The sequence below is a fragment of the Cellulomonas hominis genome (assembly GCF_901521055.1).
Lineage (GTDB): Bacteria > Actinomycetota > Actinomycetes > Actinomycetales > Cellulomonadaceae > Cellulomonas > Cellulomonas endometrii.
Genome location: NZ_CABEGA010000024.1, coordinates 34,274 through 58,728, shown reverse-complemented (window position 1 = coordinate 58,728; position 24,455 = coordinate 34,274). Strand labels below are relative to the sequence as shown.

General features: G+C 75.7%; 22 protein-coding genes. 13 read left to right on the top strand and 9 right to left on the bottom strand.

The features are described from left to right. Positions 1–197 precede the first annotated feature (197 nt). Genes KJP73_RS07005 through KJP73_RS06995 form a run of 3 tightly spaced genes read right to left on the bottom strand, consistent with a single transcriptional unit; the run spans position 198 to position 3,555 of the window. Positions 198–1,427 (bottom strand): DUF4350 domain-containing protein, encoded by a 1,230-nt coding sequence (locus KJP73_RS07005; RefSeq protein ID WP_213282074.1) that lies wholly within the window; start codon positions 1,425–1,427, stop codon positions 198–200. After that, complete coding sequence (locus KJP73_RS07000) at positions 1,424–2,119, bottom strand: DUF4129 domain-containing protein (protein ID WP_249669177.1); 696 nt, start codon at positions 2,117–2,119, stop codon at positions 1,424–1,426. Before KJP73_RS07000 ends, KJP73_RS07005 begins: the two co-directional genes overlap by 4 nt. After that, positions 2,116–3,555, bottom strand: a complete 1,440-nt coding sequence (locus tag KJP73_RS06995; protein ID WP_213282073.1) for a glycerophosphoryl diester phosphodiesterase membrane domain-containing protein — start codon at positions 3,553–3,555, stop codon at positions 2,116–2,118. The genes KJP73_RS07000 and KJP73_RS06995 overlap by 4 nt, the downstream gene beginning before the upstream one ends. Positions 3,556–3,715: 160 nt before the next feature. On the opposite strand from KJP73_RS06995, the gene mtrA reads away from it, so the two are divergent. The 7 genes from mtrA (at position 3,716) to secA (ending at position 14,150) form a co-directional block, all read left to right on the top strand. Then, entirely contained in the window at positions 3,716–4,399 is a 684-nt protein-coding gene (gene mtrA / locus KJP73_RS06990; RefSeq protein ID WP_213282072.1) for an MtrAB system response regulator MtrA, read from the top strand. Continuing rightward, on the top strand, positions 4,396–6,192 hold the full coding sequence (mtrB, locus tag KJP73_RS06985) for an MtrAB system histidine kinase MtrB (protein WP_349628293.1): 1,797 nt from the start codon (positions 4,396–4,398) through the stop codon (positions 6,190–6,192). The genes mtrA and mtrB overlap by 4 nt, the downstream gene beginning before the upstream one ends. Beyond that, the gene (locus KJP73_RS06980; protein WP_213282071.1) at positions 6,189–7,946 is read left to right on the top strand and encodes an LpqB family beta-propeller domain-containing protein; all 1,758 of its coding nucleotides are present in this window, start codon (positions 6,189–6,191) and stop codon (positions 7,944–7,946) included. The genes mtrB and KJP73_RS06980 overlap by 4 nt, the downstream gene beginning before the upstream one ends. A gap of 121 nt (positions 7,947–8,067) precedes the next feature. Next, the gene (locus KJP73_RS06975) at positions 8,068–8,802 is read left to right on the top strand and encodes a ComF family protein (RefSeq protein ID WP_213282070.1); all 735 of its coding nucleotides are present in this window, start codon (positions 8,068–8,070) and stop codon (positions 8,800–8,802) included. 165 nt (positions 8,803–8,967) lie between these two features. Then, a complete protein-coding gene (gene hpf / locus KJP73_RS06970; protein WP_213282069.1) occupies positions 8,968–9,642 on the top strand; it encodes a ribosome hibernation-promoting factor, HPF/YfiA family in 675 nt (224 codons plus the stop codon). A 173-nt stretch (positions 9,643–9,815) separates the two neighbouring features. Beyond that, complete coding sequence (locus tag KJP73_RS06965; protein ID WP_213282068.1) at positions 9,816–11,150, top strand: winged helix-turn-helix domain-containing protein; 1,335 nt, start codon at positions 9,816–9,818, stop codon at positions 11,148–11,150. A gap of 147 nt (positions 11,151–11,297) precedes the next feature. Next, positions 11,298–14,150, top strand: a complete 2,853-nt coding sequence (secA, locus tag KJP73_RS06960) for a preprotein translocase subunit SecA (RefSeq protein ID WP_213282067.1) — start codon at positions 11,298–11,300, stop codon at positions 14,148–14,150. 138 nt (positions 14,151–14,288) lie between these two features. Here the strand turns inward: secA and KJP73_RS06955 are convergent, their stop codons facing one another. Next, a complete protein-coding gene (locus KJP73_RS06955; protein ID WP_213282066.1) occupies positions 14,289–15,038 on the bottom strand; it encodes an Rv3235 family protein in 750 nt (249 codons plus the stop codon). 403 nt (positions 15,039–15,441) lie between these two features. Here KJP73_RS06955 and KJP73_RS06950 point away from each other — a divergent pair, with 403 nt between their 5' ends. Next, positions 15,442–15,927, top strand: coding sequence for a DUF6912 family protein (locus KJP73_RS06950; protein WP_213282065.1), 486 nt, complete (start codon positions 15,442–15,444; stop codon positions 15,925–15,927). A 97-nt stretch (positions 15,928–16,024) separates the two neighbouring features. Here the strand turns inward: KJP73_RS06950 and hisN are convergent, their stop codons facing one another. The 4 genes from hisN to KJP73_RS06930 all read right to left on the bottom strand — a co-directional run bounded on the left by hisN (position 16,025) and on the right by KJP73_RS06930 (position 20,175). Next, positions 16,025–16,816, bottom strand: a complete 792-nt coding sequence (gene hisN / locus KJP73_RS06945; RefSeq protein ID WP_213282064.1) for a histidinol-phosphatase — start codon at positions 16,814–16,816, stop codon at positions 16,025–16,027. 59 nt (positions 16,817–16,875) lie between these two features. Beyond that, positions 16,876–17,946 (bottom strand): ribosome small subunit-dependent GTPase A, encoded by a 1,071-nt coding sequence (gene rsgA / locus KJP73_RS06940; protein WP_213282063.1) that lies wholly within the window; start codon positions 17,944–17,946, stop codon positions 16,876–16,878. Positions 17,947–17,989: 43 nt separating this feature from the next. After that, positions 17,990–19,318: a 3-phosphoshikimate 1-carboxyvinyltransferase gene (gene aroA, locus KJP73_RS06935; protein WP_213282062.1), complete on the bottom strand. Its 1,329-nt coding sequence runs from the start codon at positions 19,316–19,318 to the stop codon at positions 17,990–17,992. Between the two features lie 62 nt (positions 19,319–19,380). Beyond that, entirely contained in the window at positions 19,381–20,175 is a 795-nt protein-coding gene (locus tag KJP73_RS06930) for a hypothetical protein (protein WP_213282061.1), read from the bottom strand. Positions 20,176–20,290: 115 nt separating this feature from the next. On the opposite strand from KJP73_RS06930, the gene KJP73_RS06925 reads away from it, so the two are divergent. Continuing rightward, a complete protein-coding gene (locus KJP73_RS06925) occupies positions 20,291–21,067 on the top strand; it encodes a sigma-70 family RNA polymerase sigma factor (RefSeq protein ID WP_282945518.1) in 777 nt (258 codons plus the stop codon). Beyond that, positions 21,064–21,369: a mycothiol system anti-sigma-R factor gene (rsrA, locus tag KJP73_RS06920; RefSeq protein WP_213282060.1), complete on the top strand. Its 306-nt coding sequence runs from the start codon at positions 21,064–21,066 to the stop codon at positions 21,367–21,369. Before KJP73_RS06925 ends, rsrA begins: the two co-directional genes overlap by 4 nt. Before the next feature lie 73 nt (positions 21,370–21,442). On the opposite strand, the gene KJP73_RS19705 is transcribed toward rsrA, so the two are convergent. After that, a complete protein-coding gene (locus tag KJP73_RS19705) occupies positions 21,443–21,517 on the bottom strand; it encodes a 50S ribosomal protein bL37 (RefSeq protein WP_123371254.1) in 75 nt (24 codons plus the stop codon). Between the two features lie 177 nt (positions 21,518–21,694). Between KJP73_RS19705 and KJP73_RS06915 the strand changes: the two genes are divergently transcribed. From KJP73_RS06915 to KJP73_RS06905, 3 genes are all read left to right on the top strand, one after another. Then, complete coding sequence (locus KJP73_RS06915; protein ID WP_213282059.1) at positions 21,695–22,783, top strand: type IV pilus twitching motility protein PilT; 1,089 nt, start codon at positions 21,695–21,697, stop codon at positions 22,781–22,783. Between the two features lie 78 nt (positions 22,784–22,861). Then, entirely contained in the window at positions 22,862–23,722 is an 861-nt protein-coding gene (locus tag KJP73_RS06910) for a DUF4097 family beta strand repeat-containing protein (protein WP_213282058.1), read from the top strand. Continuing rightward, a complete protein-coding gene (locus KJP73_RS06905; protein ID WP_349628292.1) occupies positions 23,722–24,453 on the top strand; it encodes a PadR family transcriptional regulator in 732 nt (243 codons plus the stop codon). The genes KJP73_RS06910 and KJP73_RS06905 overlap by 1 nt, the downstream gene beginning before the upstream one ends. Positions 24,454–24,455 lie beyond the last annotated feature (2 nt).

The window sequence follows — 24,455 nt, the reverse complement described above, 5'->3', positions numbered from 1 at the left end:
ACAAGGGCGAGGCGGCCAGGGGAAAAACACACGACGGCCTCGAAGTAGACGTCGAATTCGGCCTGATCGACCGACTCCTCACACCTCGCTACGCGAGCCGCTTCGTCGTCGATTTTTTTTTTCAAGCAGAAGACGGCGTACGAGATAGCGTAGCGTCTCGTGGGCTCGGAGGTGTGTATAAGGGACAGGGTCCTGGGTCACGTGGGGTGAACCTCGCTCTCGAGCTGGTCGAGCCGGCGGGCCAGGGTCTCCAGGCCCGCGTCTGACGTGGGGGGTGGTCCGTACAGCAGGTCGCCGACCTCGGCCTCGTCCCGGCCGGCCGCGCGTGCGACGGCCGCGATGACGTCGAGGGCGCCGGCCGAGCGGGGCAGCCCGAGCAGGCGCGCGCACCGGGCGGCGACCCCCGCGCGCAGCGACGCGGCCGCGTGCCCGTACGAGCGGGAGGCCCGGTACAGGCGGCCGCGTCCGCGCGTGGTCTCGGCAGCCCGGACGACGACGGGCAGCTGCTCGGTCACCACGCGCCCGAGCCGCCGGCCGCGCCACAGCGCGAGCGCCAGCACGACGACGAGCGCCTGCAGCAGCACGACGCGGGCGGTGGGGGGCAGCAGGTCCTCCAGGCCGGGACCGGCCGCCTCGCCGGCGGTCGTGTCGGTCATCGAGGGGACGTACCAGACCAGGTCCGCGTTCCGGCCGAGCGCGCGCAGCACGAGCGCCGCGTTGCCCTCGGCCGTCACCCGCGCGTTGGTCAGCATCCCGGCGTCGCCGAGCACGGTCACGCGCCGGCCGTCGGCCTCGGCGTCCGCGTACAGGTAGGCCTGCGGCTCGGTGCCGGGCAGCGGGAAGCACAGCGCCGCGTCGGTCCGCGGGTCGGTCGCCACGACGCCGGCGGCGGTGCCGGAGACGGTGCCGGCCGCCGCGGCGTCCGGGTCGTCGCACGAGGCCGTGAGCGTCGCGGGCTCCGTGCCGCCGCTCCAGCCGGTGTCGAGCCCGGGGACGGCCTCGCGCAGCAGCGCCGACGGGTCGAGCAGCACGAGGTCGGCCTCCGTGCCCGCCAGCGCCGTGACCTGCTCGGGGCTGAGCAGCCAGTCGGACGTCACCAGCAGGGTGCTGCCCGCCGCGGCGGCCTCGACGGCCTGGGCGGTGGTGCGGACGTAGGTCACGGTGACGCCCTGGCCGCCGAGCACCTCGGCGACGGCGCGGCCGCCGTTCTCCCGGGGGTTGTCCGGGGCGAGCGGCGTGGTCGACTGCGCGGGCGCCGGCAGGACGGTGGCCAGCACGCCGATCGCGAGCACGCCCGCGACGGCGAGCAGCCAGCGGTAGCGGCGCCACCGGCTGCGCGCGCGGGTGCGGGCGGTGGTGCCGTCGCCCAGCACCACGGCGGGGGAGGACGCGGCGGGCGCCGGCGGGGACTGCACCGGGGCCGTCATGCGCCCGTCCCCGTCGACGGCGCGGTGAGGGCGAGCCCGGCGGGCGGCGCGGGCCGGGCGGCGGCGACGCGGGCGTCCAGCTCGCGCAGGCCGGCGTCGTCCGCGGCGCGCGGCGTCCGGTCGCCGTAGACGACGTCGTCGAAGAGCGACGCGGCCGCCCGCAGGTCGACGGCGTGCGGCGGCAGCCGGAGCCCGGCCACCTCGACGGCCTCGTGCGCGGTGCGGCCCGGTCGCTCGTCCAGGACGGCGCGCTCCTCGAGGGAGCGCACGACGGCGCGGAACCGCTCCGCGACGGCGGTCGCCCAGTCCTCGCGGGCCGCCGCGGCGTCGGCCGCCGCGCGCAGCTGGGCGGCCGTGCGGGTGTCGTCGGCGCCGAGCACGGCCCCGGCGGTGCCGCCGACCCGCCGGCTGCGCCGCACCGGGCCGGTCACCAGGAACGTGACGAGCACGAGCGCGGCGACGACGGCGAGCACGGTGACGAGCGTGCCGACGTTGCCGATCGGGACGCCGTCCGCGTTCTCGAACAACCGGCCGAGCCAGTCGAGGAACCGCTGCGCGAGGCTCGGCTGCTGGTGGTAGACCGGCTCCGCGAGCTCCCGCTCCAGCCACTGCCGCGCCTGCTCGGCGTCGGGCACGACGGGGACCTCCGTCCCCACGAGCAGGCCGGACGCGACGAGGGACCCCGGCGTCACCGCGTGGGCTCTCCCGCCGCCCGCGCCAGCTCGACGTCCAGACCCTCGCGGCGCATCCGCACGTCGATGTAGGCCAGGGCGATGACGCCCGCCATGAACACGGTGCTGATGGTGCTGGCGATCGCCTGCCCCACCGCGACCAGCGCGATGGACGCGCCGCTCGTGAGGAACGGGTCGTTCAGGGCGACGCTCGCGATGGTCGTGACCGGGAACGTCACGATCGACGACACGATGCCCACGAGGATCGAGATCAGCAGGTACAGCCCGAGCAGCCGCCAGAAGCTGCCGCGCGTCAGCTTCCACGCGCGCGCCACGGACGACCAGAACCGGCCGCCCTCCAGCATGATCGCCGCCGGCGCGAGCATGGTCCGGACGGTGAGCCAGAACGCGCCGACCACCACCACGAGCAGCGCCAGCAGGCCCGCGACGACGGTCAGGCCGGCGTTCTCGGTGCTCGCCCACACCAGCGCGACGAGCCCGGTGAGGGCGCCCATCACCAGCAGCACCACGACGAACTGCAGCAGGCTGAACGCGATGACCCAGACGATGCGCTTGCCGGAGCCGCGCACGACCTCGCCGACGCCGACGCGCTGCCCGATCACGGAGCGGCTCACCGACAGGATCAGCAGGCCGGTGAGGATGGACGTCGCGAGCGCCGTCAGCGGCAGCCCCGCGTACGTGCCCAGCGAGGTCCCGATGGAGTCGCCGAAGATCTCCGACTCCGAAGCGGTCACCGCGCCGGTGCCGGAGAACCAGCCGTTCACCTCGTCGGCCAGGAGGCCCGCGACGTACCACTGGATCAGGGCGCTGAGCGCGGTGGCCACCGCGACGACCGCCGCGGTGAGGCCGAACATCGTCTTGGGGTTGTGCCGGATCGCCCGGAACGCGCCGTCGAAGATCTCCCAGATGCTCAGCGGGCGCAGCGGCACGATGCCCGGCTGCGCGACCGGCGGCTGGTAGGGCGCGGGGCCCCAGCCGTACGGGGTCGGGCCGGGCTGCTGCCCGTAGCCGGGGTGCTGGTACCCCGGCTGCTGGTAGCCGGGCTGCTGGTACCCCGGCACCGGCGGGTACCCGGGCTGCTGCCCGTAGCCCGGCTGCTGCTGCCCGTACCCGGGCGGGTACCCGGGCTGCTGCCCGTACCCCGGCTGCTGCTGCCCGTACCCCGGTGCCGGCGGGTACCCCGGCTGCGCGGGTGCGCCACCGGCGGGCGCGTCACCCGGACGGCCGCCGCCCGCCGGGGTGGCGGCGCCGCCCCACGGGTTCGCCTGCGGCGCGCCCTGGCCCGGCTGCGACGGCTGCGGCGGCTGCGAAGGCTGCGCGGCGCCGGGCGCCTGCCACCCGGGGGGCGCGTACTGCCCGTACCGGGGTGCGGGACGCGGCTCCTCGCCGTACCGGGGGGCGTCCTCGGGGCGGCCCTCGTCGCGCGGCGTGCTCATCGGGTGGCTCCCTGGGGTAGTGCTGGGGCGGAGCGCCGGGTGCGGCGGTCGCGGCTGCGGCCATCGTGCCACGTCAGCACCGGCCCCGGGGGTGCGGCCGTTCGGGCGCCACGGACGGCGGACGCCCGCCGCGGGGGCCGCCGGGTGCGATCATGGTGCGATGAAGGGACGCGTTCTCGTGGTCGACGACGACACCGCCCTGTCCGAGATGATCGGCATCGTCCTGCGGTCCGAGGGTTTCGAGCCGGTGTTCTGCGCGGACGGCGACGAGGCACTGGAGATCTTCCGGGCCTCGCAGCCGGACCTCGTGCTGCTCGACCTGATGCTGCCGGGCAAGGACGGGACCGAGGTGTGCCGGCTGATCCGTGCCGAGTCGGGCGTGCCGATCGTCATGCTCACGGCCAAGGCCGACACGGTCGACGTCGTGCTGGGCCTGGAGTCCGGCGCCGACGACTACATCGCCAAGCCGTTCAAGCCCAAGGAGCTCATCGCCCGCGTGCGGGCGCGTCTGCGCCGCAGCGACGAGCCGGCGCCCGAGCACCTGCGGATCGGCGACCTGTCGATCGACGTCACCGGCCACCGCGTGACGCGCGACGGCGCGGCGATCTCGCTGACCCCGCTGGAGTTCGACCTGCTCGTCGCCCTGGCGCGCAAGCCGTGGCAGGTGTTCACGCGCGAGGTGCTGCTCGAGCGTGTGTGGGGCTACCGGCACGCCGCCGACACCCGGCTGGTGAACGTGCACGTGCAGCGGCTGCGGTCGAAGATCGAGGCCGACCCCGAGCGCCCGGAGATCGTCGTGACCGTGCGCGGCGTCGGCTACAAGGCGGGCGCGACGTCCCCGTGAGCGGTGCGGTCGGCGCGCGGACCGGCCCGGTGGGGCGGGCTGCCCGCGCCTGGCGGCTGGCGACGGTGCGCGCGGGGGCCCGCGCGCGGCGGCTCGCGCGGTCCTGGCGGGGCTCCCTGCAGGCGAAGGTCATCACCTGGACGCTGGCGGCCGGGATGGTCGCCCTGGTGATCATCGGCGGCTACCTGTCGGTCAGCGTGCGCGACGGCCTGTTCGACGCGCGCGTGGACCAGGTGCTGCGGGAGTCGGCGCGGGCGGCGTCGCAGGCGCAGGAGACGTTCGACGCGTCGACGGCGACCACCGCGCCCGAGGTGCAGCAGCTGCTGAACGACCTCGTCCTCGCGCTGCGGTCCGGCGGGTCCGGCGAGCGCGAGGTGTTCATCCTGCGCACGCGGGGGCAGCAGCAGCCGATCCTGGTGACCGGCCAGTCCACGGACTCCAACCTCGTGTTCCTCGTGTCGGACGACCTGCGGGACGCCACCGCGCAGGACGAGGGCCAGCGCTGGGAGTCGGTGGCCTGGCCCGACCCGGCCTCGACGACGGGCGCGGTGCAGCCCGCGGTGATGGTGGGCCAGGTCGTCACCGTGCCCGCGGCCGGGTCGTACGAGCTGTACTTCCTGTACTCGCTGGAGGCCGAGCAGGACCGGCTCGAGTTCCTGCAGCGCGTGCTGTCGTTCGGCGACCTCGCGCTCGTGGTGCTGCTGGTCACGATGACGTGGCTCGTCACCCGGCAGGTGGTCCGGCCGGTGCGGCTGGCCGCGCACGTGGCCGAGCGGATCGCGGACGGCAGCCTCACCGAGCGGATGTCCGTGCGCGGCGAGGACGAGATGGCCCGGCTCGGGCGGTCGTTCAACGAGATGGCCGAGAGCCTGCAGGACCAGATCGACCGCATGGAGCACCTGTCCACGATGCAGCGCCGGTTCGTCTCCGACGTCTCGCACGAGCTCCGCACCCCGCTGACCACGGTGCGGATGGCCGGCGAGATGCTGTACGAGTCCCGCGAGGACTTCCCGCCCGCGGTGCGCCGGTCCGCGGAGCTGATGCAGACCCAGCTCGACCGGTTCGAGGACCTGCTGGGCGACCTGCTGGAGATCAGCCGGTTCGACGCCGGTGCTGCCGTCCTGGACGCCGAGGCGCGGGACGTGCGGGACGTCGTCGCGGCGGCCGTGGACCAGGCCGTGCCGCTCGCCGCGGCCAAGGGCTCGTGGTTGTCCGTGACCGAGCCGGAGGAGCGGTGCGTCGCCGACGTCGACCCCCGCCGCGTCGAGCGGATCCTGCGGAACCTGCTGGTGAACGCCGTCGAGCACGCCGACGGCACCGACGTGGAGGTCACGGTTGCCGCCGACGACCGGGCCGTGGCGATCACCGTCCGGGACCACGGCGTCGGCATGACCCGCGACGAGGCCGCCCACGTGTTCGACCGGTTCTGGCGCGCCGACCCCGCCCGCGCCCGCACGACCGGGGGCACCGGCCTCGGGCTGGCCATCTCTCTGGAGGACGCGCACCTGCACGGCGGCTGGCTCGAGGCCTGGGGCCGGCCGCGGCAGGGCGCCTGCTTCCGGCTGACGCTGCCGCGGCGCGCGGGCATCGTCCTGGACGGCTCGCCGCTGCCGCTGGAGCCCCCCGCGGCGCCCGACGCCGAGCCCGCCGCGCAGCGGCACGCCGACGGCGTGGACCCCGCGGCGCTGCCCGACCTCCCGCCGACCACCGGGTCGCTCGACGTGATCGACCGGGTCCGGCACGCCGTCGCGCAGCGCGGCGGGTCCGACACGACGACGGGGGACGGCCGATGAGCCGCTCGCACACCGGCACGCCCGCCACGCCCGCCACGTCCACCCGCACGCACCGCGCCCGGGTCGCGTCCGCGGCCCTGCTGACGCTCGTGCTCGCGGCGCTGTCCGCCTGCGTCGGCATCCCGACGTCCGGGCCGGTCGAGGTCGGCGTGGAACGCGTGAGCGACCAGGGCGCCGTGGAGCCGCTCGGCGACCCGCCGCCCCAGGACGGCGCGCCGGAGGACATCGTCCGGGGCTTCCTCGGCGCCAGCGCGGCCGGGTTCAGCCGCGACCCCGAGGGGTCCGAGACGGCGGACGACTTCCGGAACGCCCGCGAGTACCTGTCCGGGGAGACGCGCCGGTCGTGGAGCCCCCGCGAGCGCGTGGTCGTGTACTCGACGGCCTCCAGCCCGGACATCCGGCTGGAGGGCGAGTCGCAGGTCCGGGTCGACGTGCGGGTCGCGGCGCGCATCGACGCCGAGGGCCGGTACGCGCAGGCGGGGCCGGACGCCCAGGAGACGCTGATGTTCGACCTCGTGCAGGACAGCGAGGGCCAGTGGCGCATCTCCGGCCTGGAGGACGGCGTGGTCCTGTCCGAGCCGAACTTCGAGGCGATCTACCGGTCCGCGACGCTGTACTTCCTCTCGCAGGACGCCCAGTACCTCGTGCCGGAGACGCGCTGGTTCCCGTTGCGGAACCTGGCCACCTCCATCGTGCGGGCCCTGCTCGCGGGGCCGTCGGACTGGCTGCGCGACGCGGTGCGCACCGCGATCCCGGAAGGGGCGGCGCTGCAGCCGGACGCGGTGTCCGTGGACGAGGACGGCGTCGCGGCGGTGAGCCTCGCCGCGGGCGGGCTGCCCGTCGAACCCGACGACCGGGCGCTGATGCAGGCGCAGCTCGAGGCCTCCTTGCGGATCGCGCGCGTCCGCACGGTGGAGGTGTCGGCGGCCGGTGTGGGGCTCGGCGCGGACGCCGTGCAGCTCGCGCGCGGCCAGGACTGGGGCGGCTCGCTGGAGGCGGTGCAGGGCGACGCGCTCGTGGAGCTCTCGGGCGGCTCGCTGGTCCCGGTGGAGGACGTCGGCTCGCTCGCCGGTCTCGACGCGCGGGACCCCGCCCGTGACGGCTCGGGCGCGCTGCGCGTGATGCTGTCCGGGCCGGACCGGCTCGTCACCGTGCCGACGGCCGAGGACCCGTCGCAGCTCCTGCTGACCGGCACCGACCTCGTCGCCCCCTCCGTCGACCGCCTCGGGTGGGTGTGGACCGCGTCCGGCGACGCCCAGGGCGGGCTGGTCGCGGTCGATCCCGGCGGTGACGTCGTCGACGTCGAGGCGGAGTGGCTCCAGGGGCGCACGGTCCGGTCGGTGCGGGTCGCCCTCGACGCCAGCCGGGTGGCCGTGGTGTCCAGCGGCTCGGACGGCGTGCACGTCGACGTGGCGTCCGTCGTGCGCGACGACTCCGGCACGCCGCAGGTGCTCGGGGCGGCGTGGCGCACCGGCGTGACGCTGGTCGACGCGACCCGGGTGGTGTGGGTGGACGAGTCGACCCTCGGGGTGCTCGGCCGGTCCGGCAGCACCACCACGGCCGTGTACCACCTGGTGCCGCTGTCCGGGCAGGTGCAGGCGCGCCCGGCGATCGTCGACTCGATCGACATCGCCGGCGGCAAGGGCGACGGGGTGCTGTACGTCGCCACGTCGCGCGGCGAGCTGTACGCGCGGTCCGGGTCCAGCTGGACGACCGTCGGCACGGGCGTGCGGGACCCCTCCTTCCCGGGCTGAGCGGCTCCCGCCCCGCGACGAGCGGGAGCCGAGGCGTCCCCAGGTCCGTCGGGGGCGCGGGACGTCGACGACCTGGGGACGACCGCACGGGGACCCGGCCGGGCGCTGCGAGCGTGGGGGCGTGCCACCACGTGACCTCGCCCTCGACCTCCTCGACCTCGTCCTGCCGGTGACCTGCGCCGGGTGCGGCGTGCCGGGGCGTGCCCTCTGCCCGGCGTGCCTGCTCCGGTGGGCGGGGGAGCCGCGCCGGTGCGAGGACGCCGCCGGCCGGCTCGACCGCATGGACGGGACGACGCTGCCGGTGTGGGCGCTCGCGGAGAACACCGGACCGGTGCGCCGAGCCGTCGTGGCGTGGAAGGACGGCGGCCGCGCCGACGTGACCGCGTGGCTCGCCGCGCTGCTCGGCCGCGCGGCGGCGTGGCTCGCGGCCCGCGGCGCGATCCCGCCGGGGGTCCTCGTCGTGGGTGCGCCGCCCTCGGCGGCCGGTGCGCGCCTGCGGGGAGAGGACCTCGTCGCCGCGCTCGCGACCGCCCACGCCCGGGCCGTGCCGGGGGCCGTGCCCGCGCGCGCCCTGCGGCTCTCCGGCCGGGGTCGCGACCAGGTGGGCCTCGGCGTGCGGGGGCGTGCCGCGAACCTCGCCGGGCGCGTCCGGGTGCGGGAGCGCTGCCGCGCGGAGCTGGCCGGCGCCCGGGTCGTCCTGGTCGACGACGTGCTCACCACCGGGGCGACCCTGGCCGCGTGCCGGGCGGCGCTCGAGTCCGCAGACGCGCAGGTCGTGGGCGCGGTGGTGCTCGCCGTCACCCGTCCGCCAGGGACGCCGACCGCCTGGTTGGTCGCGTCGCCCCACCCGGGCTAGCGTGGGGTCCCAGAGCGGTCGGGCGGCACGGACGTCGCCCGGCTCACGGGACTCGGCGGGCGTGCCCGCACGAGGAGGTGGTGCCGTCAACCCGCCCCACGAGGGCGTTCCGCGCATGCTGCCGGGCGGGGATGGACCCGCCCCCGGACCTCCAGGAGGTATCCCATGGAGATCGTCGTCGCAGGCCGTCACACCGACGTCCCCGAGCGGTTCCGTCGACACGTCGAGGACAAGCTCGCCAGGCTCGAGCCGCTGGCGCCGCGCGCCCAGCGCATCGACGTCGAGGTGACCCACGAGCCCAATCCCCGGCAGGCCTCGGCCGCCGAGCGGGTGGAGCTCACCGTGGTCGGCAAGGGACCGGTGATCCGGGCCGAGGCGTGCGCGGACGACCGCTACGGGGCGTTCGACCTGGCGATCGACAAGCTGGCGGAGCGGCTGCGGCGTGCCCGCGACCGCCGCAAGAGCCACCGGGGCAAGGTGCCGACGCCCGTCGCCGACGCGCTGCCGCCGCTGCCCGAGCCGGAGGCCGAGCCCGCCGCGCCCGAGCCGGACGAGGACGGGGTCACGGAGACGACCCTGGGGGACTCGCCCGTCGTCATCCGCGAGAAGGTGCACCTGGCCCGGCCGATGACGGTCGACGACGCGCTCTACGAGATGGAGCTGGTCGGTCACGACTTCTTCCTGTTCGTCGACGCCGAGACCGCCCAGCCGTCCGTCGCGTACCGGCGGCGTGGCTGGAGCTACGGGATCATCAAGCTCGACGCCGCGGTGACCTCGATCGGTGACGGTCAGGGCTCCGGCGGCGTCGCCGCACCCGCGGGGGCGGCCGCCGGCGCCTGAGCGCCGCCACCCCCGACGGACGACCGCGCCCGCCGACGACCCTCCGGTCGGCGGGCGCGGTCGCGTCCGGGGTCCGTCCGGGTCCGTCCCCGGGTCCGTGTGCGGTCTGGCCGGGGTGCCGCTCCGGGTGCCGCTCGGGTCGCCGTGTCGGTGGCGCGGGGCACGATGGGGCGATGACCACCAGCTCCGTCGTCGTGGCGCCCGCCCCCGGGCAGGCGCGGGGCACCGCGCACCGCCCGGCCGGGACCCTGTCGCTGTCCCAGGCCCGCCGGGTGGCCCTGCACGCGCAGGGCCTGGACCGTCCGCGGCCGGCCCGCTCCGGCGCCGCGACCATGCGCCAGCTGCAGCAGGTCGTCGACCGGCTCGGGCTGCTGCAGATCGACTCGGTCAACGTCGTCGCGCGCGCCCACCTGATGCCGACGTTCTCGCGCGTCGGGCCGTACGACACGGCGCTCCTGGACCGCGCGTCGGGCCGTGCCCCGCGCCGGCTGGTCGAGACCTGGGCCCACGAGGCCTCCTACGTGCCGCCCGAGACGTACGCGCTGCTCGGCTGGCGGCGGCGCGCGTACCAGGAGTACGCGTGGGGCTCGATCCGCGAGGTGCCGCTGCGGCACTCGCCGCTGGTCGGCGAGGTGCTGGCGATGATCGCCGACGACGGCCCCCTCACCGCCAGCGAGGTGCACGCCCGCGTCGAGGGCGACCTCCCTCGCTCCCGCCCGGAGTGGGGCTGGAACTGGACGGCCGCCAAGCGGGTGCTGGAGTACCTGTTCTTCACCGGCCAGGTGGCGTCCGCCCGCCGGAACCCCCAGTTCGAGCGCTGCTACGACCTCACCGAGCGGGTGCTGCCACCGCACGTCCTGGCGGCGCCGGTGCCGGACGAGGCCGAGGCCGTCCGCACGCTGCTGGACATCGCGGCGCGGGCGCACGGCGTGGCCTCCGAGCGGTGCCTGCTGGACTACTTCCGCATCAAGGGCGCCCGCGCCCGCCAGGGCGTGCAGAGCCTCGTGGAGGACGGCACCCTCGTGCCGGTCCGCGTCGAGGGCTGGGAGCGCCCGGTGTACCTGCACGCCGGCGCCGACCTGCCCCGCCGCGCGACCGGTCGCGCGCTGCTCAGCCCGTTCGACCCGCTGGTGTTCGAGCGCCGGCGCCTGGAGGAGCTGTTCGGGCTGCGGTACCGGATCGAGATCTACGTGCCCGAGCCGCAGCGGGTGCACGGGTACTACGTGCTGCCCTTCCTGCGCGGGGAGGGCCTCGCGGCGCTGGTCGACCTCAAGGCGGACCGGCGCGCGGGGCTGCTGCGCGTCCACGCCGCCCACCTCCCGGAGTCGGCCGCGCGGCCGGCGCGCGGGACCGACGACGGTCCGGCGGCCGTGGCGGACGACCTCGCGGCGGAGCTCCGGCTGCTCGCGACGTGGCTCGGTCTGGACGACGTCGTGGTGGGCGACAAGGAGGGCGCGCCGCGCGGGACGCTGGCCCCGGTGCTCACCGCCGCGCTCGCGTCGGCCTGAGAGGGCCTGCGTTCGCCACCGGCGCAGGCGCGGTGGGTTGCTGTCCCTCGCGGTGGCTCACCTACGATGGTCGGGGCCCGGCTGTGCAGCCGGGACGCCGGGACCCGGTGCGGACATCGCGCGGGGCGCAGCGAGTCGGGAGTGCACGTGCCAGCGATCCTCGAGAAGGTCCTCCGCCTGGGCGAGGGACGGATCCTCAAGAAGCTGTCGGGCGTCGCCCAGCAGGTCAACGCGCTGGAGGACAGCTTCACGTCCCTGTCCGACGCGGAGCTGCGCGAGGAGACCGACCGGTTCCGGGCCCGGCTCGCCGACGGCGAGACGCTCGACGACCTCATGGCGGAGGCCTTCGCCGCGGTGCGCGAGGCCGCGCGCCGCACGCTCGGGCAGCGGCACTTCGACGTCCAGCTCATGGGCGGCGCAGCCCTGCACTGGGGCAACATCGCCGAGATGAAGACCGGTGAGGGCAAGACGCTGGTCGCCACCGCGCCGGCGTACCTCAACGCGCTGACCGGCAAGGGCGTGCACGTCGTCACCGTCAACGACTACCTGGCGAGCTACCAGGCGGACCTCATGGGCCGCGTCTACCGGTTCCTGGGCCTCACCACCGGCGTGATCGTCACGGGCCAGACGCCCGCCGAGCGCCGCGTGCAGTACGCCGCGGACATCACCTACGGCACGAACAACGAGTTCGGCTTCGACTTCCTGCGCGACAACATGGCGTGGAGCACCGAGGAGCTCGTCCAGCGGGGCCACCACTTCGCGATCGTCGACGAGGTCGACTCGATCCTCATCGACGAGGCCCGGACCCCGCTCATCATCTCGGGCCCCGCGTCGGGCGACGCCAACCGCTGGTACGCGGAGTTCGCCAAGGTCGTCCGCCGGCTGCAGCCGGAGCGCGACTACGAGGTGGACGAGAAGAAGCGCACCGTCGGCGTGCTCGAGCCGGGCATCGAGCGGGTCGAGGACTACCTCGGCATCGACAACCTGTACGAGTCGCTGAACACGCCGCTGATCGGCTTCCTGAACAACGCCATCAAGGCCAAGGAGCTGTTCAAGCGCGACAAGGACTACATCGTCGACAAGGGCGAGGTCCTGATCGTCGACGAGCACACCGGCCGCGTCCTGCCGGGCCGCCGGTACAACGAGGGCATGCACCAGGCCATCGAGGCCAAGGAGGGCGTGCCGATCAAGGCGGAGAACCAGACGCTCGCCACGATCACCCTGCAGAACTACTTCCGGCTGTACGACAAGCTCGCCGGCATGACCGGTACGGCCGAGACCGAGGCCGCCGAGTTCCAGGGCACGTACAAGCTCGGCGTCGTGCCGATCCCGACCAACCGCGGGATGCAGCGCATCGACCAGGCCGACCTCGTCTACAAGGCGGAGGAGGGCAAGTACGACGCGGTCGTCGCCGACATCGTCGAGCGGCACGCGAAGGGCCAGCCCGTCCTCGTCGGCACCACGAGCGTCGAGAAGTCCGAGATCCTCTCGCACAAGCTCCGCAAGGCCGGCGTCCCGCACGAGGTGCTCAACGCGAAGCAGCACGCGCGGGAGGCCTCGATCGTCGCGCAGGCCGGCCGCAAGGGCGCCGTGACCGTGGCGACCAACATGGCCGGCCGTGGCACCGACATCATGCTCGGCGGCAACGCGGAGTTCATGGCGGTCGCGGACCTCGCCGCCCGGGGCCTCGACCCGAACGAGAGCCCGGAGGACTACGAGGCCGCGTGGCCGGCCGCGCTGGAGAAGGCCAAGGAGGCCGTCGCGGCCGAGCACGACGAGGTCGTGGAGCTCGGCGGCCTGTACGTGCTCGGCACCGAGCGGCACGAGTCCCGCCGCATCGACAACCAGCTGCGCGGGCGCTCCGGCCGCCAGGGCGACCCGGGGGAGTCCCGGTTCTACCTGTCGCTGCAGGACGACCTCATGCGGCTGTTCAACTCCGGCATGGCCGAGTCGATGATGACCCGCGCGGGCTTCCCCGACGACCTGCCGCTGGAGTCGAAGATCGTCACCCGCGGCATCCGGTCCGCGCAGTCGCAGGTCGAGGCGCGCAACTTCGAGATCCGCAAGAACGTCCTCAAGTACGACGACGTCCTGTCCCGGCAGCGCGAGGTCATCTACGAGCAGCGCCGCCGCGTCCTGGAGGGCGAGGACCTGCAGGACCAGGTCCAGCACTTCCTCGAGGACACCATCGACGAGTACGTCACCGCGGCCACCGCGGACGGGCACCCGGAGGACTGGGACCTCGACCAGCTCTGGACGTCGCTCAAGGCGGTGTTCCCCGTCTCCATCGAGGCGGACGAGGTCGTGGAGCAGGCGGGCGGCATCGGCCGGCTCACCGCCGAGCTGCTGAAGACCGAGCTGCTGTCGGACGCGCGCATCGCGTACCAGGAGCGCGAGACGGCCCTCGGCGAGCCGAACATGCGGCAGCTGGAGCGCCGCGTCGTGCTGTCGGTGCTGGACCGCAAGTGGCGCGAGCACCTCTACGAGATGGACTACCTCAAGGAGGGCATCGGCCTGCGCGCGATGGCGCAGCGCGACCCCCTGGTGGAGTACCAGCGCGAGGGCTACCAGCTGTTCCAGGCGATGACCGACTCCATCAAGGAGGAGGCCGTCGGGTTCCTGTTCAACCTCGAGGTCAAGGTCGCGGAACCGGCCGAGGGCGCAGCGGCGCAGGCGGCCGGCGACGGCGTCCCGGCCGCGGCCCCGGCGGGTGCCTCGTCCGACGGCGCTCCCACGATCGGTGGCGCGCCGGTGCTCGTCGCGAAGGGCATCGACGGCCCGGAGCGCAAGGTCCCGCTGCAGTACTCCGCGCCCAGCGTGGACGGCGACGCGCCCAGCGTGACCCGCAGCAGCGGCCGCCGGGCGGCGGGTCCGGCCGTGGCACCGGCCGCAGGGGCGGCTCCCGCGGCCGCGCCCACCGGGGACGGCCCGGCGGACGACGCGGCCGGGAACCGCGAGGCGCGCCGCAAGGCGGCGAAGCAGCAGCGCCGCCGCGGCTGACCCGCCGCACGCGCGAGCACGACGCCCGCCCTCCTACCGGGAGGGCGGGCGTCGTCGCGTCCGGCGCGTCGCTCCGCCGTCAGCCGACCACCAGCGCCGCCGGCCGACCACCCCGCCGTCGGCCGACCACCTGCGCCGTCAGCCCACCACCAGCGCCGATGCGCGCCACCGGCCGGTCGCACGGGTGAGCCGCACCGCGACCGCCCGCACCCGGTCCGCGTGGGTCACGATCACGGACGCCTCGACGACGTGCTCGCTCACGGGGAAGGCGCGCACCCGCCGCACGGAGGGCCGCCGCACGGCGCCGTCCGGCGGCCCCACGTCGGCGCTGCCGGCTGCGGGGTCGAGCACGCGGCCACCCGGTGCCGTGAGCGCCGCCCGGCGGGCCAGCGAGTCGTAGACCTCCGGCGTCACCCACCGGGCGAGCTGCGCGAGCGGCCGGCTGCCGCTCAGCACCTCCACCGCGGCGAGCGCGACCATGCAGCAGGCCTGGCGCGGGTCGAGCGACGCCACCCCTCCGGCGACCGTGCCGGAGGGCAGCGCCGGGAGGCCGGTGGTCGCGACGGGGGAGCGGGGCGTCGCTGCGGCGTGGGTGTAGCTGGCGACGGTGCTGCCGCCGAGCCGCTCGACCGTGGGCTGGCTCGGCCCGGGTGGCGGCTCGGCCGCGGCAGGCCGCCGTGGAGGGGCGACCTCTGCGCGGTCCCGGGTCCGTCCCGGCGGTTGCGGCGCGGCCGGCCGGCGCGACGGGGTGACCGCTGCGCCCGCAGGCGCCCGTTCGCGGGTCGCCGGGTGCCGCGCCGGCGTCTCCTCGCCCCCGCCGTCCTCCGGGGACCGCTGCGGTGACGGCAGCACCGCCGACCGGGCACCGGCGGCCTCCGTGCGGGGCACGGCCGGCAGCGCGGGTACCCACCGCACCGTCGGCAGTGCGGGTGCCGACCGCGACGTCGGCAGTCCGGGTGCCGGCCGCGACGTCGGCAGTCCGGGTGCCGACCGCACCTCGGGTCGCGCCTCCGGTCGCGTCTCAGGTCGCGCCTCCTGACGCGCCTCCTGTCGCCCGGGGGTGCGGGGCGCGGTCGTCGTCCGGGTGGTGGGGCGTTCGGTGCTCATGGGTCCTCCGTCGCTGCCGGTTCGCACACGGTCCGCGGCCCGGTCTACCCGTGGCCGCCCGCGCAGACCAAGCCCGTCCCGTCCCCTGTGGACGACGACCGGGGTGTCGCAGTCCGGTCGGCCCGACTCGCCCCGGTTCGCCCCGATGTACGTGCGGGACGCCGACGGGCGGCACACTGGACCCGTGCGCCTCTACCTGCCTGCCACCCTGGACGAGCTCGACGACCTGCTGCAGGGCCGGGGGCCGCTGACGGCACCCCGCCGGGCCCACGCGGTCACCCCGGCGCTCAGCGCCCTGCTGCCCGAGGAGGACGAGGAGGGCGTGGAGTTCGCCGCGCAGCTGATGGCGGCCGACGACGCCCTGGTCCTGCTCGCCGCCCGCCCGCAGGCGCCGGGCCTGCGCCTGGTCGTCACCGTGGAGGTGCCGGACGACGCGGTCAGCGAGGGTGCGCCCGAGGGCGCCGAGGGTGTCGACGACGAGGCCGCCAGCCTGGTGACGCTCACCGCGCCGGTCGTGCTGGACGACGTGGTCTGCGCGCACGTGGACGAGCCGGCCGCCCGGGACGAGGTCGCCCGTGCCCTCGACGGCGACGACGCCGCGCTGGACGCCCTGGCCGAGCGCGACCTGCTCTGGTACGACGCCACGGAGCTGGACCGCATCCCGCGCTGACCCGCACGCCCGGCGCCGCCGGGTGGAGCGATCGGCCGGACACGCCGGGGTGTGTCGGGCCGGACGCTCCACTCTGCGGGGTGCAGCGGCCGGGGCGTCAGTCGATGAGCGGGTCCAGCACCTGCAGCGCCGCGCCGTGCAGGCGCCCGTTCGACACCAGGGCCGACCCGCCGAACGGGCCGTCGACGCCCTGCACCGACGTGAACCGCCCGCCGGCCTCGGTGACGATCGGCACGAGCGCGGCCATGTCGTGCAGGGCGAGCTCGGGCTCGGTGGACAGGTCCACGGCGCCCTCGGCGACGAGCACGTGGGACCAGAAGTCGCCGTACCCGCGGGTGCGCCACACCTTGCGCGTGAGGTCGAGGAACCGGTCGAGGCGGCCCTGCTCCTCCCAGCCGCTCAGGCTGGAGTAGGACAGCGACGCGTCCTGCAGCCGTCCGACCTCGGAGACCTGCAGGCGCGTCGCGGCGGCCAGGGACCGGCCGGTCCACGCGCCGGAGCCCTGCGCGGCCCACCAGCGCCGCCCGAGCGCCGGTGCGCTCACGAGGCCCACGACCACCTCGTCGCCGTCCAGCAGCGCGATCAGCGTGGCCCACACGGGCACGCCCCGCACGAAGTTCTTGGTGCCGTCGATCGGGTCCACGACCCAGCGGCGGGGGCCGTGGCCGGTGTCGGGCATCTCCTCGCCGTGCACCGCGTCGCGCGGGCGGGTGCGGGAGAGCTGCGTGCGGATGAGCTCCTCCGCGGCGCGGTCGGCGTCGGAGACGGGCGTCAGGTCGGGCTTCGTCTCGACCCGGAGGTCCTGCGCCTTGAACCGCGACATGGTGAGCCCGTCCACCTGGTCGGCGATCACGTGGGCGAGGCGCAGGTCGTCGTCGTACCGGGTCATGGCCTCAACCTATCCGGGCGCCGAGGCTGCCCGTGCCGGTCCCGTGCCGCTGCCCGGGCTCAGTCCGCTGCGCCGGACCGGCTCACCAGCAGCCGCCGGAACGAGTCGACCCGCGCCGTGCGGGCGTCCTTCGTCTCCTCGTCCGGCGCCGCGGCGACCCAGTCGTCCAGCGCGCAGTCGGGGGCGTCGTCGGCGTGCGTGCAGCCGCGGGGGCACTCCTCGGCGACCGCGGCGAGGTCGGCGAACGCCCCGAGCAGGTGGTTCGGGTCGACGTGCGCCAGCCCGAACGACCGCACGCCCGGGGTGTCGATGACCCAGGTGCCGGCCGGCCCGGGCACGCGCAGCGCCACGGCGGAGGTGGAGGTGTGGCGGCCGCGCCCGGTGACGTCGTTCACCACGCCCGTCGCCCGGAACGCGTCGGGCACGATCGCGTTGACCAGCGTCGACTTCCCGACGCCGGAGTGCCCCACCAGCACCGAGGTCCGCCCCGCGAGGGCGTCGCGGAGGGCGTCGAGGCCGTCGATCTCCTCCGGTCGCTCACCCGTGCCGTGGGCGACGCCCTCGTGGGCCCAGCGCGTCACGACGACCCGCACGCCGATGGGCTCGTACATCTCGCGGAGGGTGGCCGGGTCGGCCAGGTCGGCCTTCGTCAGCGCGAGCAGCACGTCCATGCCGGCGTCGTACGCCGCGACGACGCACCGGTCGATCATCCGGGTGCGGGGCTCGGGGTCGGCCAGGGCCGTGACGACGACGAGCTGCTCGGCGTTGGCGACGATGACGCGCTCGACGGGGTCGGTGTCGTCGGCGGTGCGGCGCAGCACCGTCGACCGGTCCCGGATGCGGACGATGCGCGACAGCGAGCCGGCGGACCCCGACGTGTCGCCCACGAGGTCCACGCGGTCGCCCGGCACGACCCGCTCGCGCCCGAGCTCGCGGGCCTTCATCGCCGTCGCGACCCGCTCGTCCGGGCCGTCCGGGTCCACCAGGACGGTGTACCGGCCGCGGTCGACTCCCGTGACCAGGGCCTGCTCCGCGTCGGCGTGCTCGGGGCGGGTCTTGGTCCGGGGGCGCGAGCCGCGGCGGGTCGGACGGACCCGGATGTCGGACTCGTCGAGCGACCGGCGTGCCACGCTCAGCGCTCCCCGTGGGCGGCGCGGGGGCGGGCGCCGGCGCTCACGCGAGCATCCCGTCCCACAGCCCGACGAAGTCGGGGATGGTCTTGGCGGTCGTCGCGACGTCCTCGACCAGCACGCCCGGCACCGCCAGCCCGAGCAGCGCGCCGAACGTCGCCATCCGGTGGTCCGCGTACGTGCGGACGGTGCCGCCGTGCAGGGGGCGCGGCGTGATGACCAGGCCGTCCGCGGTCTGCTCTGCCTGCCCGCCCAGCCGCGTGATCTCCGCGGACAGCGCCGCGAGCCGGTCGGTCTCGTGCCCCCGCAGGTGCGCGATGCCGCGCAGGCGGGTGGGGGAGTCGCCGAGCGCCGCGACCGCGGCGATGGTCGGGGCGATCTCCCCGGCCGCGCGCAGGTCCAGGTCGACCCCGCGGACCACGCCGCCGCCGGTCACCGCCAGCACGTCGCCGTCGAGGCGGGTGGTGGCGCCCATCTGCTCGAGGATCCCGGGCAGCAGGCCACCGGGCTGCGTGGTGCTCGACGGCCACCCCGGGACCCGCACCGTGCCGCCGGCCACCAGGGCCGCGCAGAGGAAGGGCGCCGCGTTCGACAGGTCCGGCTCCACGCGCACGTCACGTGCGCGGACCGGCCCCGGCTCGACGTGCCAGATCTCGGGCCGGGAGTCGTCGACGACCACGCCGGCGGCGCGCAGCACCGCGACGGTCATCTCGATGTGCGGCAGGCTCGGCAGCGTCGGCCCGGTGTGCCGGACGGTCAGCCCCTGGTCGAACCGCGCGGCCGCGAGCAGCAGCCCCGACACGAACTGGGAGGACGCGGACGCGTCGACGTCGACGTTCCCGCCCCGGACGGCGCCCGTGCCGGCCACCGTGAACGGGAGGAAGCCCGGCTCGCCGTGCTCCTCGACGCCGACGCCCAGCGCCCGCAGCGCCCGCAGCACGGGACCCATCGGCCGGACCCGGGCGCCGGCGTCGCCGTCGAACCGCACCGGCCCGTCGGCCAGCGCGGCGACCGCGGGCAGGAACCGCATGACCGTCCCCGCGAGACCGCAGTCGACGGTCCGGGGCCCGCGGATCGTCCCCGGCGTGACCAGCATGTCGCCGGGCGCGGCCGGGTCGTCCTCGATGCCCGTGCCGAGGTCGCGCAGCGCCTGCGCCATGAGGAGGGTGTCCCGCGACCGCAGCGCCCCGCGCAGCCGCCCCGGCCCGTCCGCCAGGGCGGCCAGGACGAGGTAGCGGTTGGTGAGCGACTTCGACCCGGGCACCTCGACGGTCGCGCCCAGCGGGCCGCGCGCGGTCGGGGCGGCCCAGTCGGGGGCGGCGGCAGCGGCGGCCCCGCTCGGCGAGGCGTCGACGTCGGGGCGGGAGCTCATGCGGCCAGGTTATCGGCCCCGCCCGGCACGCCCCCGCCGGTGTCCGGGGGCGCGGCGGTGGCTCAGCGGGCGGCGGGCTTCCGGCCGCGCTTCGCCGACGCCTTCTGGGCCGAGGCGAGCCGCTGGGCAGCGGCCTGCTTCTGCGGCGCCGCGGCCTTCTGCGCCGCTGCGGCCTTCCGCTGCGCGGCTGCGGCAGCCGTCGCCGCCGCGGCCGTCTGCGCCGCGACCGCCTTCTGCGCCGCCGCCGCCTTCGTCGTGACGGCCTTCTTCACCGCCGCCTGCTGGGCGACCACGGCCTTCTTCGCGCCCGCCGACGTCTTCCCGGCGGCGGCGGTCGCCGCGGCGGCGGCCACCTTCGCGGTCGTGGCGCGGGTCGCGCGGGCGTGCTCGACGCGCCACCGCATGCCCGGACGGCCGGCGGTGTCGGCGGCGACGATGAGCGCGGCACCGCTGAGGGAGAGCCCCCGCAGGAACCGGGCCTTGCGGTCCTTCTTCTCCTGCTCGCTCAGGTGCCCCCGCTCGGAGCGGGACGCCGGGGCGTCCGCGGCGGCCAGCGGCAGCGTCAGCGCGGCGAGCGTCAGGGCGGCGGCGCGGGGTGCGCGGCCGGTGGCGAGCATGAGGGCCGCGAAGGCGGTGGCGCCGCCGTGCACGCGCACCACCGTGCTCAGCTGGCGGTCCGACGGGTGGCGGTACGCGTCGAGCGCCCCGCCGAGCGCCCCCGCGGGCACCACGGACGTGAGCCGGTCGACGGCGCCGCGCGCGACGGCGACGTGCGCGGCGGGTCGGCGCAGGGCGTCGACCCCCTCGCTGAGGAACCACGACGCGAACAGCGGTCGGGCGATGCGGCGCAGCAGCATGACGTCCTCCTCCGGGGCACCCGCGACGCACGGACGCCTGCGCCTCAAACTAGTGGCCCGCGAACCTGTGCGCCGCCCGGGAATGGACCGGGTCCGCGGTGGCGTTGTGCAGGCCATGACCTGTTCCACCCTGGAGCGCCCCGTGGCGTGGCCCTCGACCGGCACCCCGGAGGGTGCCGTCGCCGTGCTCCCCGCGCCGCGCGACACCGGCGGCACCCCGCCGCGCGGACTAGGCTTCGCCGTGATGAGCGAGGACACCACACGCGCCCCCGAGTCCGAGGACGACGCGGCGCGCAGCGAGCGGTTCGAGGCCGAGGCGCTGGTCTACCTGGACCAGCTCTACGGCGCCGCCCTGCGCATGACCCGGAACCCGTCGGACGCCGAGGACCTGGTCCAGGAGACGTTCGCCAAGGCGTTCGCTGCCTTCCACCAGTACCGCCCGGGGACGAACCTCAAGGCGTGGCTGTACCGGATCCTGACGAACACCTTCATCAACACCTACCGCAAGAAGCAGCGCGAGCCGCAGCAGTCCCGGGCCGACGAGATCGAGGACTGGCAGATCGCGCGTGCGGAGTCGCACACCTCGACGGGGCTGCGCTCCGCCGAGGCCGAGGCGCTCGACCACCTGCCGGACTCCGACGTGAAGGACGCGCTGCAGCGCCTTCCCGAGGAGTTCCGGATCGCGGTGTACCTCGCGGACGTCGAGGGCTTCGCCTACAAGGAGATCGCCGAGATCATGGGCACCCCGATCGGGACGGTGATGTCCCGGTTGCACCGCGGGAGGGGCCAGCTGCGCGACATGCTGGCCGACTACGCCCGCGGCCGGGGGCTCGTGGCATCGGCCCCGGCCGAGGGCACGGCCGGTACGGGATCGTCGAGGAGGGCACGATGACGGGCTGGGACGCTGCGGGAGCGACGCCGGCGGAGGACGCGTCCGAGGGCTGCGGCCCGGACTGCGAGCAGGCGCTCGGCCGGCTGTTCGCCTACGTGGACCACGAGCTGGAGCCGGTCGACGCCGACCGGGTCCGCGCGCACATCGAGGACTGCCGGCCCTGCCTGGACGAGATGGCGGTCGACACGATGCTCAAGGAGCTCGTGAAGCGGTCCTGCCACGAGCAGGCGCCGGAAGAGCTCCGCGTCAAGATCCACGCGCGGCTCACGACGCTGAAGGTCACCCGCACCACCACGCTGTAGGTCGCGGGGACGACGAAGGGCCCGGTGCGATGCACCGGGCCCTCGTGCTGTGTGCGGCAGTGCCGTCCGACGCTCAGGCGTTGGGGCGCTTGCCGTGGTTGGCGGAGCTCCCGGCGCGGGAACGGCGCTTGCGACCACGCTTGCTCATCGATCTCTCCCTGGTCTGGCTTGCCGGCGACGTGCTGCCCGCCGGCGGGGTGACCCCCCATGTTCCCACATCCGGCGGCCCGCTCCGGACGGGCGGGTGACGGACGGGCCGCCGGCGGTCGCACCCGGTGCGCGCGGACCGTTCAAGGACGGCGGCGTTCCGGCCGATGGGGAGAGGGTGAGCGACCAGCCGCAGTCCGTCGTCCCCCTCCTGCACGCCCTGGCCCAGGCGGGCGGGTCCGACCTGCACGTCAAGGTCGGGTCCGAGCCGCGTGTGCGCGTCGACGGGCGCCTGCGCCGGCTCCAGGTGCCGTCCCTGACGCCGCGGGACACCGAGCACATGCTCGGGGAAGTGCTGCCGGACGACCTGACCGAGACGTTCGTGCGGACCCACGAGGCCGACTTCGCGTTCTCGCTGTCCGGCGTGGGCCGGTTCCGGGTGAACGCCTACCAGGCGCGCGGCACCTACGGCATGGTGTTCCGCCTGGTCGCGATGGGTGCGCAGTCGCTGTCGGAGCTCGGGCTGCCGCCGGTCCTGGGCGAGCTGGCCCTGGAGCCGCGCGGCCTCGTGCTGGTCACGGGCCCGACGGGATCCGGCAAGACGACCACGCTCGCGTCGATGATCGACCTGATCAACACCACGCGTGAGGCCAACATCGTCACGATCGAGGACCCGATCGAGGTCCTGCACCCGGACAAGCGGGGCATCGTGTCGCAGCGGGAGATCCGGCAGGACACCGCGGACTTCACCGTCGCGCTGCGCGCCGCGATGCGCCAGGACCCCGACGTGATCTTCGTCGGCGAGATGCGCGACGTCGAGACGGTCCGGGCCGCGCTGTCCGCCGCCGAGACCGGGCACCTGGTGCTGTCGACCCTGCACACGATCGACGCCGCGGAGTCCGTGAACCGCATCGTCGACTTCTTCCCCCCGCACGAGCAGCAGCAGATCCGCGTCGCGCTCGCGCAGGCGCTGCGGGGCATCGTGTCCCAGCGGCTCGCCCGGCGGGCCGACGGGCAGGGCCGCACCGCGGTCGTCGAGGTGCTGGTCAACACGGGGCGGACCGCCGAGGCGATCGTCGACCCGGCGGACAGCGAGCCGCTGCTGGACCTGATCCGCCAGGGCGACTACTACCAGATGCAGACGTTCGACCAGCACCTCGTGCGGCTGGTCGCCAAGGGCGTCGTGACGTACGACGAGGCGCTGGCCGTCGCGACCAACCCCCAGGACCTCACCGTCGAGCTGCGCTCCGTCGGCCTGATCGCCTGACGCCGCGTCCGCCCTTGTGCGGACCGGTCCCGCGGGATAGCGTCGCAGGACGCGATATATCTCGACGAAGGAGTCGTCATGGCCACGGAGTCCTGGGTCGTCATCGGCCAGCAGATCATCGAGGTCGAGGACGTGCGCTCGTTGCGGGTGCAGGTCAACGGCGGCCGGGTCGACGTCGTGGCGCACGAGGACCCCGCGGTGACGACGGCGCGGATCGAGGTGCACCGGGTCGACGGCCTGCCGCTCGAGGTGACGTTCGCCGACGGCGCGCTGTGGGCGGGCGTCCGCTCCGTCACGGGGCTCGACGGGTTCCTCGACCGCCTCCGCGGGCCCAGCCAGCGCGACCGCGTCGACGTCCACATCGCGGTGCCCCGGCGCGTCGTCGCGTCGCTCTCGTCCGTGAACGCGGACCTGCTGGTCGCGGGTCTGCAGCAGGACGCCACGGTCTCGACCGTCGGGGGCGCGGTCGTCGTCGACGGCACGCGCGGCGCCCTGTCCGTGAAGAGCGTGTCGTCCGCGGTCGTGGTGCGGGACCACGCGGGTGACCTGTCGGCGGGCACGGTCTCCGGCGCCGTCACCGCGGCCGGCGGTCTGTCGCGGGTCAGCGTGAGCACGGTGTCCGGCGAGGTCACGCTCGACTGCCTCGCCGCGAGCTCCGTGTGCCACGTCCGGACCGTCTCCGGCGACGTCGCCGTCCGGCTGCCCGCCGGGCACGGCGTCGGCATCGAGGCCCGCAGCGTGTCCGGCCGGGTCGTCCTCGACGGCGTCGAGCGCGGTGACCGGCGCCCGGGCCGCACCAGCGTGGACCTGCGGGACCCCCAGGCCACGTGCTTCGTGTACTCCCAGACCGTGTCGGGGCACCTCACGGTGCTGCACGGCGCGCCGCTGGCCGCGGCCGCCGGGGACGACGTGCAGGGCGGCGCGGGCGCAGGGATCTGATGGCGGTCTTCGCGCACGGGCAGCTGCGGCTCTACCTGCTGTCCCTGCTCGAGGCGGGTCCGCGGCACGGGTACGAGCTGATCACGGCGCTGTCCGACCGGTTCGGCGGCATGTACCGGCCCAGCGCCGGCACCGTGTACCCGCGCCTGGCCCGGCTGGAGGAGGAGGGCCTGGTCGAGCGGACCGAGTCGGGCCGCAAGACGCTCTACGCGCTCACCGACCGGGGGCGGGCGGAGGTCGAGTCGCACCGCGGGGACCTCGCGGACCTCGAGCACGAGCTCGCCGTGACCGTCCGGGACCTCGCGGCCCGGGTGCGGGCCGACGTCGCCGGCTCGATGGCCGGGATGCGCGCGGACGTGGCGGCCGCGGCGCAGCAGGCGCGTGCGGCGGCGGTGCAGCAGGGCCGGGAGCGTCGCGGGGCCACGGCCGCGGGCGCCGACGTGCCGGAACAGCTCGACCACGCCGTGCGGCGGGCGGGGGCGAGCGTGCGGGCGGCCGGCGCGGACGCGCGGGCGGCCGGGGCGGACGCGCGGGCGGCCGGGGCGGACGCGCGGCGGGAGGCGCGCGCCCGGCGGTCGGCGGTCGAGGCGGAGCTCGTGACGTTCCGCGCCGAGGTCCGCGCCCTGGTGCGGGCGTCCGAGGCGCAGGGCGGTCCGTCACCGCTCACGGTCGACACCGTCCGGACGGTCCTGGCCAGCGCCCGCGCCGCGATCGCGTCGACCCTGCGCTGAGC

What these genes read in the sequence shown, in the direction of transcription:
- KJP73_RS06910 (WP_213282058.1), top strand. Translation starts at nt 22,862, where the DNA reads ATGGCCACGGAGTCCTGGGTCGTCATCGGCCAGCAGATCATCGAGGTC.
- hisN (WP_213282064.1), bottom strand. Translation starts at nt 16,816, where the DNA reads ATGACCCGGTACGACGACGACCTGCGCCTCGCCCACGTGATCGCCGAC.
- KJP73_RS06930 (WP_213282061.1), bottom strand. Translation starts at nt 20,175, where the DNA reads ATGCTGCTGCGCCGCATCGCCCGACCGCTGTTCGCGTCGTGGTTCCTC.
- rsrA (WP_213282060.1), top strand. Translation starts at nt 21,064, where the DNA reads ATGACGGGCTGGGACGCTGCGGGAGCGACGCCGGCGGAGGACGCGTCC.
- KJP73_RS06925 (WP_282945518.1), top strand. Translation starts at nt 20,291, where the DNA reads ATGACCTGTTCCACCCTGGAGCGCCCCGTGGCGTGGCCCTCGACCGGC.
- KJP73_RS07005 (WP_213282074.1), bottom strand. Translation starts at nt 1,427, where the DNA reads ATGACGGCCCCGGTGCAGTCCCCGCCGGCGCCCGCCGCGTCCTCCCCC.
- mtrA (WP_213282072.1), top strand. Translation starts at nt 3,716, where the DNA reads ATGAAGGGACGCGTTCTCGTGGTCGACGACGACACCGCCCTGTCCGAG.
- KJP73_RS06905 (WP_349628292.1), top strand. Translation starts at nt 23,722, where the DNA reads ATGGCGGTCTTCGCGCACGGGCAGCTGCGGCTCTACCTGCTGTCCCTG.
- KJP73_RS06965 (WP_213282068.1), top strand. Translation starts at nt 9,816, where the DNA reads ATGACCACCAGCTCCGTCGTCGTGGCGCCCGCCCCCGGGCAGGCGCGG.
- KJP73_RS06980 (WP_213282071.1), top strand. Translation starts at nt 6,189, where the DNA reads ATGAGCCGCTCGCACACCGGCACGCCCGCCACGCCCGCCACGTCCACC.
- hpf (WP_213282069.1), top strand. Translation starts at nt 8,968, where the DNA reads ATGGAGATCGTCGTCGCAGGCCGTCACACCGACGTCCCCGAGCGGTTC.
- aroA (WP_213282062.1), bottom strand. Translation starts at nt 19,318, where the DNA reads ATGAGCTCCCGCCCCGACGTCGACGCCTCGCCGAGCGGGGCCGCCGCT.
- KJP73_RS06995 (WP_213282073.1), bottom strand. Translation starts at nt 3,555, where the DNA reads ATGAGCACGCCGCGCGACGAGGGCCGCCCCGAGGACGCCCCCCGGTAC.